Below are 8,518 nucleotides of genomic sequence, written 5' to 3'. Positions count from 1 at the left end.
CCCCGGGCCGGACGGCCAGCGCGCCGGGGATCGCGGCGGCGGGGAAGCGCGGGTCGGTCAGGGCCAGCCGCAGGCTGTGGGTGTGCCCGACGAAGCGGGGGTCGACGAGGGCGACGCGCTCACCGGCCGGGACGGCCGCCAGGGCCGCCTCCGCTCCGGCGGCGTCCTGCGCCACCCGCACGTCGAAACCCAGCGATCGCAGACTGCCCTCCAGGGGCGCCCCCGCGACCGGCGGACCGGTGAGAATGGCGGTCGACAAGAACGAACTCACTCCTTGGAAGCCGTACCGTCCGCGGCGCGGTCCGTGAGCGAGCGGCGTCCGGGCAGCGGTCACAGTGCGCCGTCACCCGTTCGGGGCGGGCAGCACGTGGCCAGAGGTTATCGGATAGGTGGAAGCGTCCGTTCACCCCGCATTCACCGGGCGGGACCGTCCCGCCGTCACGAAAGGTGACAGAACACCACGGACCGCGTTCCAGGATCCTCGATCCCGGCGACTCGCACAAGGAGCGCGCCCACGACGGCCCGCGGCCGCTGGTTAGGCTGCGGCCATGACATGGCTGGTGACCGGAGGGATCGGATACGTCGGCGCACACGTGGCGCGGGCGATGACGGGAGCCGGTGAGGGGGTCGTCGTACTCGACGACGTCTCCAGCGGCCTGCCCGAGCGGCTGCCCCCCGGCGTGCCCCTGGTGCGCGGCTCGGTCGCCGACCGCGCTCTGCTCGACCGCACGATCGCCGGGCACGGTGTCACGGGCGTGGTGCACCTGGCGGCGAAGAAGCAGGTGGGCGAGTCGGTGGAGCATCCGCTGACGTACTACCGGGAGAACCTGTACGGGCTCACGGTGCTGCTGGAGGCCGTGGCCGCCGCCGGGGTGCGGCGGTTCGTGTTCTCCTCCTCCGCGGCCGTCTACGGCATGCCGGACGTGGACGCGGTCACCGAGGACACCCCATGCGTCCCGCTGAACCCCTACGGCGAGACGAAGCTGGCGGGCGAGTGGCTGGTGCGCGCCGCGGGGCGGGCGCACGGGCTGTCCACCGCCTGCCTGCGCTACTTCAACGTGGCGGGGGCCGCGCGGCCCGAACTGGTCGACGTCGGTGTCTCCAACGTCATCCCGGTGTTCTTCGACGCCCTCACCCGCGGTGAGGCCCCGCGGATCTTCGGCGACGACTATCCCACCCCCGACGGCACCTGCGTGCGCGACTACATCCACGTCGCCGACCTGGCCGAGGCCCATCTGACCGCCGCCCGCCGTCTGGCCGAACGCCCGGCCGGCGGGGACCTGACGGTGAACGTGGGCACCGGCGAGGGCGTGTCGGTGCGGGAGCTGGCCGATCTCGTCGCCGAGACCACCGGCATCCGCGATCCCGCCCCGGTGGTCGCCCCGCGCCGCCCGGGGGATCCCGCGCGGGTGGTCGCCTCGGCCGAGCGGATCGGCGGGGAACTGGGCTGGGCGCCCCGGTACGGGGTGCGGGAGATGGTGGCCTCGGCCTGGGAGGGATGGCGTCTGCTCCGGCCCGGCCACCGCGCCGGAGGCCCCCGGCGGGACGCGGACGCGCTCCCCGAGTGATCCGGGCCGCTCCCCCAACGGGCGGGCGCCATCCGCCGGGTGAATGGAAAGGGCAGGTCAGAGGGGATGACAACGGTGTTCAGTGCCGCGTTGCCCCATACCCCCCGCCCGTAGTTCACTGGGACCCGTCCGCACCGGTCCTACGCGGCGCCGGCCGCTGTACGGGAGGCATCATCCATGGGCGCAGGGCACAACCACGGCGGGGCGCGGCCGGCCGGTCCGGGCACGGCGGGAGCCGCGTACCGGGGGCGGCTGCGCGCCGCTCTGGCCATCGCGGTCGTCCTGCTGCTCGCCGAACTCGCGGGCGCCGCGCTGACCGGTTCGCTGGCGCTGCTGGCGGACGCGGGCCATGTGGCCACCGACGCGGTCGGCATCGGGATGGCACTGCTGGCGATCCATGTCGCCAACCGGCCCGGCAGTGAGCGGCGGACCTTCGGTCTCGCCCGCGCCGAGATCCTCGCCGCGCTGCTCAACGCCCTGCTGCTGCTCGGGGTGGGCGGCTACATCCTGGTGGAGGCCGTCGAGCGGCTGCGCCGTCCCGAGGAGGTCCCCGGCGGGCTGACGGTCCTGTTCGGCGTCGTCGGCCTGGCCCTCAACGGCCTGTCCCTGGCCCTGCTGATGCGCGGGCAGCGGGAGAGCCTGAACGTGCGGGGCGCCTTCCTGGAGGTGGCGGCGGACGCCCTGGGTTCCCTGGCGGTGATCGCCGCCGCGCTGGTGATCATGTTCACCGGCTGGCGGCAGGCCGACCCCGTCGCCTCGCTGCTGATCGCGGTGCTGATCGTGCCGCGGACGGTGAGGCTGGCGCGCGAGGCGATCGACGTCCTGCTGGAGACCGCGCCCCGGCATGTGGACATGGCCGGGGTGCGGGCGCACATCCTGGGCGTGCCCGGGGTGGAGGACCTGCACGACCTGCACGTGTGGACCATCACCTCCGGCATGCCGGTGCTCTCCGCGCATGTGGTGGTCGGCCGGGAGGCGCTGGAGGCCGAAGGGGGCCACGACAGGATCCTGCGGGACCTCCACAGCTGCCTGGGGCGGCACTTCGACGTCGAGCACTGCACCTTCCAGCTGGAGCCGCACGGGCACGCGGCGCGCGAGGGGCGGCTGTGCCACTGACGCCCCGTCCCCGCCACCGCTGCGGGGATCCCCTACCGCCCGCCCGGCGAGCGGCCCCCGTCCGTGTACGGCACACTGGAGCGGACGGTCGGAACACAGGGGCGATGCCGTTCCGACACATGCGCGGTGAAGGGCGGACATGACCAACGGCACGGCGGACCCGATCATGCTCGAGCTGGTCGACGAGAACGGCAGAACGATCGGGACCGCGGAGAAGCTCTCCGCCCACCGGGCCCCGGGCCGGCTGCACCGGGCGTTCTCCGTCTTCCTCTTCGACGACATGGGCCGGCTGCTGCTCCAGCGCAGGGCGCTGGGCAAGTACCACTCCCCCGGGGTGTGGTCCAACACCTGCTGCGGCCACCCCTACCCCGGCGAGCCGCCCTTCGTCGCCGCCGCGCGGCGGGTCGGCGAGGAACTGGGCGTGGCGCCCCGTCTGATGCGGGAGGCGGGGACGGTGCGCTACAACCATCCGGATCCGGCCTCGGGCCTGGTCGAGCAGGAGTACAACCACCTCTTCGCGGGCCTGGTGTCCGACACGCTCCGGCCGGACCCGGAGGAGATCGCGGAGACGGCGTTCGTGACGCCCGGTGAACTGCTCAAGCGGCACGAGGCGGAGCCGTTCTCGGCCTGGTTCATGACGGTGCTGGACGCGGCACGGGGAGGCATCCGCGAGGTGACCGGGGCCCCGGCCGGCTGGTGACGCGACCGCCGTCGGCCCGCTGAGCCCGGCCCGTGCGGGTCAGCGGGCCGGCGCCGACGGGGGCAGAGGGGGCAGCGGCAGGGCGACCCGGACCACCTTGCCCCCGGAGGCGGTCCGCTCGGTCTCGCAGGAGCCGCCCGCCTCGGCGACGACGGCCTTGACCAGCAGCAGCCCGCGCCCCCCGGTGTGATCGCGCCCCGGGGTGGCGGCCAGCGCCGCCGGGCGGTAGGGGTGGCCGTCCTCGATCCCCAGGCGTATCCGGCCGGCGTCGAGGGATATCTCGACGCCGATCTCCGCGGAGAGCAGGGCCGCGTGCCGCACCGCGTTGGTGACCAGTTCGGAGAGGACCAGCAGCAGGCCGTCCATCAGCTCGCCGGTGACCGGGGCGCCCCTGCGGCCGACGAGGTCCCGCACGGTGTGGCGCGCCCGGGGCACGGACGACTCGTGCACCGGGACGGTGAACCGCCAGGCACCGTCGTACGGCCGGGGTCCCTCGTACGGCCGCGGCCGTGCCCGCGGCTGCGGCAGGGGTCGCGGTGGCGCGGCCCGAGGGTCCGGCGCCGTGGCCGGCGTCCGTCCGTCACGGTCAGGGAGGGAACCCCCGAGGATGTCCATCTGCCGCACCCCGCTCTCGGCTGTCGCCGGCCGTTTCCGTCCGGCCCGGTTCCGGACCGGTTCTTGCGACGAGTGTTGGCCCGCGGCGCGCGCGACCCGGCCCTGTGACTGCAAGTCGGCACTTTTCGATGGCAATTGACAGAAGGCTTACGCACCGTTCGCTGCGGTGACCGACCCTGCGCGATCGTTTCCGCGAACCCCGTCCCGGCCGCCGTTCCCCCTGCCGCTACGATCCGGCCCATGTCCGCGCACACCCCGCCGGCCGGCGGTCCGGCCCTGCCGGTCTCCGTCCGGGACGGCGTCGCCACCCTCACCATCGGCAATCCCGCCAAGCGCAACGCGATGACACCGGACATGTGGCGCCGGATGCCCGCCGTGCTGGAGCGGCTCGCCGCCGACCCCGCCGTACGGGCCCTGGTCCTCACCGGCGAGGGCGACACCTTCTGCGCGGGCGCCGACATCTCCGCCCTGCGCGAGGGCGACGAGGAGTCCCGACGTCTGGCGGTGGCCGCCGAGGAGGCACTGGCGGCCTTCCCCCGGCCCACGCTCGCGGCCGTGCGCGGGCACTGCGTGGGCGGCGGCTGCCAGCTCGCCGTCGCCTGCGACCTGCGCTTCGCCGCCGAGAGCGCCCTGTTCGGCATCACACCCGCGAAGCTCGGCATCGTCTACGGCGCCTCCTCCACCCGGCGCCTGGTCTCCCTGGTCGGCCCTGCCACCGCCAAGTACCTGCTGTTCTCCGGCGAGCTGATCGGCGCCGGGCGGGCCCTGCGCACCGGGCTGGTCGACGAGGTGCACCCGGAGGGCGAACTGGACGGGCGGGTCGCGGCGTTCGCGCGACTGCTCGTCTCGCGCTCGCAGCTCACCCAGGCGGCCGCCAAGGAGTTCGCGAACGGAGCCGGGGACGGCCCCGTGCCGCCGGAGCGGGTCGCCCACTGGGAGGAGCGCGCCCGGGGGAGCGGTGAGCGGGCCGAGGGGGTGGCCGCTTTCCTGGAACGGCGCCCTCCGGTCTTCACCTGGCAACTTACCGACGGGTAGCGTGCGGGTATGACGTCCCTTCCCGCCAAAGCCGGACGGCGTTGCCACAACGTCGTCAACCCGCTGCACTCGGCTCTCTACTTCGCCCCCGACCTGGCGCGCGAGCTGGCCCCCTACGGCATCGAGGACCCCTCCGCGGTCTATTTCGCGGGCCGCGCCGCGGCGCTGGGCCGGGTCGGCCCCGGGGTCGTCACCGCCACCTTCCACAACTTCCACCACACCCTCGTCGCCCGCCATCTGCCGGCCGTGTGGGAGCTGGCCGCCCCCGAGACCGTGCTCGCCGCCCGGCTGCGCGCCGCCGACTCCATGCTGCGGCGCCTGCTGGGCGAGGAGGCGGTGGCGTCGAAGGAGACGGCCGAGGCCGCCGAACTCGCGCTGCGCGCCGCCGAGGGGTGCGTCCGACCGGGCCGTCCGCTGTACGCGGCGCTCGCCGACCTCCCCGTGCCCGAGGCCCCGCACCTGGCCCTGTGGCACGGCGCCTCGCTGCTGCGCGAGCACCGCGGCGACGCTCACGTCGCCGTCCTCCAGCACGCCGGGCTGGACCCGCTGGAGGCGCTGGTCAGTCACACCGCCGGCGGCCGCGGCATGAGCCCGAAATGGGCGCTGGCCACCCGCGGCTGGAGCCGCCGGGACTGGGAGGAGGCCCAGGAGCGGCTGCGGGGACGCGGGCTGCTGGACGGCGACGGCGAGCTGACCGGGGCCGGCGCCGCGCTGCGCGGGGAGCTGGAGGCGGAGACCGACCGGCTCGACGCCGCGCCGTACCAGCACCTGGGCGCGGCGGGCACCGAGCGGCTGACCGAGCTGTGCGGCGCCCTCACCGGCGCGGCCCTCGCCGCGGGCGCCTTCCCCGCGGACGCGTTCGGCAAGGGCTGAGGGAAAAGAAGCCGGACGAAAGGGGAACGGAACGGGTTTGCCCGGCGTGAAAGCGGCCACGCGGTTGGCATGTTCAAAGCCATAGCAGACGCACTCCGTACCGTCGGCGGCGCCATCGCGACCGTGGTGACGCTGCCCTTCCGCCTCCTGGCCCGTCTCTTCGGCGGGGCTTCACGCACCGGACGCCGCGCCTGACCGTCCGCCTGTCGGTGCGGCCTGTAACAATGCGGGCTACCGGGGGAGCACCCAGCACCGAGTAAGGCGGAACGGATCGTGACACAGTCCATCGGAGAGACGCCCGTCGAGGGCGCGGCACCGGCCGGCACGTCCGGCGCGGCGTCCGTCGAGGGCAGGATCGCCGAGGAACTCGGCGTACGGGAACGGCAGGTCAGGGCCGCCGTCGAGCTGTTCGACGGCGGCTCGACCGTGCCGTTCGTCGCGCGCTACCGCAAGGAGGCCACCGGCGGTCTGGACGACGCGCAGCTGCGCGCCCTGGAGGAGCGGCTGCGCTACCTGCGGGAGCTGGAGGAGCGGCGGGCGGCGATCCTGGAGTCCGTGCGCTCCCAGGGCAGGCTCGACACCGAGCTGGAGGCCCGCATCCTGGCCGCCGACTCCAAGGCGCGCCTGGAGGACGTCTATCTGCCCTACAAGCCCAAGCGGCGCACCAAGGCGCAGATCGCCCGCGAGGCGGGCCTGGAGCCGCTGGCCGACGGTCTGCTCGCCGACCCGTCCGTGGACCCGTCCGCCGCCGCGGCGGCGTTCGTCGATCCGGACAGGGGGGTGGCCGCCGCCTCCGCCGCGCTGGAGGGCGCCCGCGCGATCCTGACCGAGCGCTTCGGTGAGGACGCCGACCTGATCGGCGAGCTGCGCGAGACGATGTGGCGGCGCGGCAGGCTGGTGGCGAAGGTGCGCGAGGGCAGGCAGGAGCAGGGCGCCAAGTTCGCCGACTACTTCGACTTCTCCGAGCCCTTCACCGAGCTGCCCTCGCACCGGGTGCTGGCGATGCTGCGCGGTGAGAAGGAGGAGGTCCTCGACCTCTCCCTGGAGCCGGAGCCCGAGCCCGCCGGGGAGGGTTCGGAGGGCGGGGCCCTCCGCGAGACCACCGGCCCCTCCGACTACGAGCGCGCGATCGCCCGCCGGTTCGGCGTCGAGGACCGCGGCCGTCCGGCCGACCGCTGGCTGGCCGACACCGTGCGCTGGGCCTGGCGCACCCGCGTCCTGGTGCACCTGGGCATCGACCTGCGGCTGCGGCTGCGCACCGCCGCCGAGGACGAGGCGGTCGCGGTGTTCGCGGCCAACCTGCGCGACCTGCTGCTGGCCGCCCCCGCCGGCACCCGCGCCACCATGGGCCTGGATCCGGGTTTCCGCACGGGTGTGAAGGTCGCCGTCGTCGACGCCACCGGCAAGGTCGCCGCCACCGGGACGATCCACCCCCACGTCCCGCAGAACCGCTGGAAGGAGTCGCTGGCGACGCTGACGCGGCTGGCACGGGAGCACCGGGTGGAGCTGATCGCCGTGGGCAACGGCACCGCCTCCCGCGAGACGGACCGGCTGGCCGCCGAGCTGTGCGCCGCGAACCCGGAGCTGAAGCTGACGAAGGTGATGGTCTCGGAGGCGGGCGCTTCGGTGTACTCCGCCTCCGCCTTCGCCTCCCGTGAGCTGCCGGACCTGGACGTCTCGCTGCGCGGCGCGGTCTCCATCGCCCGGCGCCTGCAGGACCCGCTGGCCGAGCTGGTCAAGATCGACCCCAAGTCGATCGGGGTGGGTCAGTACCAGCACGACGTCTCCGAGGTGAAGCTGTCGCGCTCGCTGGACGCGGTGGTGGAGGACTGCGTCAACGGCGTCGGCGTGGACGTCAACACCGCGTCCGCGCCGCTGCTGTCGCGGGTGTCGGGCATCGGCGCGGGCCTGGCGGAGAACATCGTCGCCCACCGCGACGCCAACGGCCCCTTCCGCGACCGCAGAGCGCTCAAGGACGTCCCCCGGCTCGGCCCCAAGGCGTACGAGCAGTGCGCGGGCTTCCTGCGCATCCGCGGCGGGGACGACCCGCTGGACGCCTCCGCCGTCCACCCCGAGGCGTACCCGGTGGTGCGCCGGATGGTGAAGACGACGGGCAGCGACGTAGCGGCGCTGATCGGCAACACCACGGTGCTGCGCGGCCTGCGGCCGCAGGAGTTCGTGGACGACACCTTCGGCCTGCCGACGGTGACCGACATCATCAGGGAGCTGGAGAAGCCCGGCCGCGACCCGCGCCCGGCGTTCCGCACGGCCACCTTCAGGGAGGGCGTGGAGAAGCTCGGCGACCTGGAGCCGGGCATGGTCTTGGAGGGCGTGGTCACCAACGTCGCCGCGTTCGGCGCCTTCGTGGACGTCGGCGTCCACCAGGACGGCCTGGTCCACGTCTCGGCGATGTCGAAGGCGTTCGTGAAGGACCCGCGCGAGGTGGTGAAGTCCGGCGACGTGGTGAGGGTCAAGGTCCTGGACGTGGACGTGCCGCGCAAGCGGATCTCGCTGACGCTGCGGCTGGACGACGAGACCGGTCCCGGCGCGGGCGACGGCGGCGGCCGGCGCGAGGGCGGGCAGCGCGAGGGCGGCCGGCGCGCCCCCGCCC

At 74.5% G+C, this 8,518-nt stretch carries 8 protein-coding genes and 1 pseudogene; 7 read left to right on the top strand and 2 right to left on the bottom strand.

The window, feature by feature from the left end:
- Nucleotides 1-259 (bottom strand): annotated as a pseudogene (locus AC2CJA_RS20490) (CDP-alcohol phosphatidyltransferase family protein); the annotation flags it as partial.
- A 289-nt stretch (nucleotides 260-548) separates the two neighbouring features.
- On the opposite strand from AC2CJA_RS20490, the gene galE reads away from it, so the two are divergent.
- The 3 genes from galE (at nucleotide 549) to idi (ending at nucleotide 3,384) form a co-directional block, all read left to right on the top strand.
- Nucleotides 549-1,568 carry a UDP-glucose 4-epimerase GalE gene (gene galE / locus AC2CJA_RS20485; RefSeq protein ID WP_484604143.1) on the top strand — a complete coding sequence of 340 codons (1,020 nt, stop codon included), beginning with the start codon at nucleotides 549-551 and terminating at the stop codon, nucleotides 1,566-1,568.
- A 177-nt stretch (nucleotides 1,569-1,745) separates the two neighbouring features.
- Complete coding sequence (locus AC2CJA_RS20480; protein WP_484604142.1) at nucleotides 1,746-2,684, top strand: cation diffusion facilitator family transporter; 939 nt, start codon at nucleotides 1,746-1,748, stop codon at nucleotides 2,682-2,684.
- A 139-nt stretch (nucleotides 2,685-2,823) separates the two neighbouring features.
- Nucleotides 2,824-3,384, top strand: coding sequence for an isopentenyl-diphosphate Delta-isomerase (gene idi / locus AC2CJA_RS20475; protein ID WP_484604141.1), 561 nt, complete (start codon nucleotides 2,824-2,826; stop codon nucleotides 3,382-3,384).
- 39 nt (nucleotides 3,385-3,423) lie between these two features.
- On the opposite strand, the gene AC2CJA_RS20470 is transcribed toward idi, so the two are convergent.
- Nucleotides 3,424-3,834, bottom strand: a complete 411-nt coding sequence (locus AC2CJA_RS20470) for an ATP-binding protein (RefSeq protein WP_484604140.1) — start codon at nucleotides 3,832-3,834, stop codon at nucleotides 3,424-3,426.
- Nucleotides 3,835-4,239: 405 nt separating this feature from the next.
- Here AC2CJA_RS20470 and AC2CJA_RS20465 point away from each other — a divergent pair, with 405 nt between their 5' ends.
- The 4 genes from AC2CJA_RS20465 to AC2CJA_RS20450 all read left to right on the top strand — a co-directional run.
- Nucleotides 4,240-5,034, top strand: coding sequence for an enoyl-CoA hydratase/isomerase family protein (locus AC2CJA_RS20465; protein ID WP_484604139.1), 795 nt, complete (start codon nucleotides 4,240-4,242; stop codon nucleotides 5,032-5,034).
- A 9-nt stretch (nucleotides 5,035-5,043) separates the two neighbouring features.
- Nucleotides 5,044-5,907: an SCO6745 family protein gene (locus AC2CJA_RS20460; RefSeq protein ID WP_484604138.1), complete on the top strand. Its 864-nt coding sequence runs from the start codon at nucleotides 5,044-5,046 to the stop codon at nucleotides 5,905-5,907.
- A 69-nt stretch (nucleotides 5,908-5,976) separates the two neighbouring features.
- Nucleotides 5,977-6,102: an LPFR motif small protein gene (locus AC2CJA_RS20455; RefSeq protein ID WP_254716883.1), complete on the top strand. Its 126-nt coding sequence runs from the start codon at nucleotides 5,977-5,979 to the stop codon at nucleotides 6,100-6,102.
- Nucleotides 6,103-6,192: 90 nt separating this feature from the next.
- Nucleotides 6,193-8,518, top strand: a 2,326-nt coding sequence (locus tag AC2CJA_RS20450; RefSeq protein ID WP_484604144.1) for a Tex family protein, incomplete at its 3' end; no start/stop codon positions are given.

Source organism: Streptomyces sp. ATLC9 (assembly GCF_057196705.1).
This window is presented reverse-complemented; position numbering and strand designations above follow the sequence as displayed.

What these genes read in the sequence shown, in the direction of transcription:
- galE (WP_484604143.1), top strand. Translation starts at nt 549, where the DNA reads ATGACATGGCTGGTGACCGGAGGGATCGGATACGTCGGCGCACACGTG.
- AC2CJA_RS20480 (WP_484604142.1), top strand. Translation starts at nt 1,746, where the DNA reads ATGGGCGCAGGGCACAACCACGGCGGGGCGCGGCCGGCCGGTCCGGGC.
- idi (WP_484604141.1), top strand. Translation starts at nt 2,824, where the DNA reads ATGACCAACGGCACGGCGGACCCGATCATGCTCGAGCTGGTCGACGAG.
- AC2CJA_RS20465 (WP_484604139.1), top strand. Translation starts at nt 4,240, where the DNA reads ATGTCCGCGCACACCCCGCCGGCCGGCGGTCCGGCCCTGCCGGTCTCC.
- AC2CJA_RS20460 (WP_484604138.1), top strand. Translation starts at nt 5,044, where the DNA reads ATGACGTCCCTTCCCGCCAAAGCCGGACGGCGTTGCCACAACGTCGTC.
- AC2CJA_RS20455 (WP_254716883.1), top strand. Translation starts at nt 5,977, where the DNA reads ATGTTCAAAGCCATAGCAGACGCACTCCGTACCGTCGGCGGCGCCATC.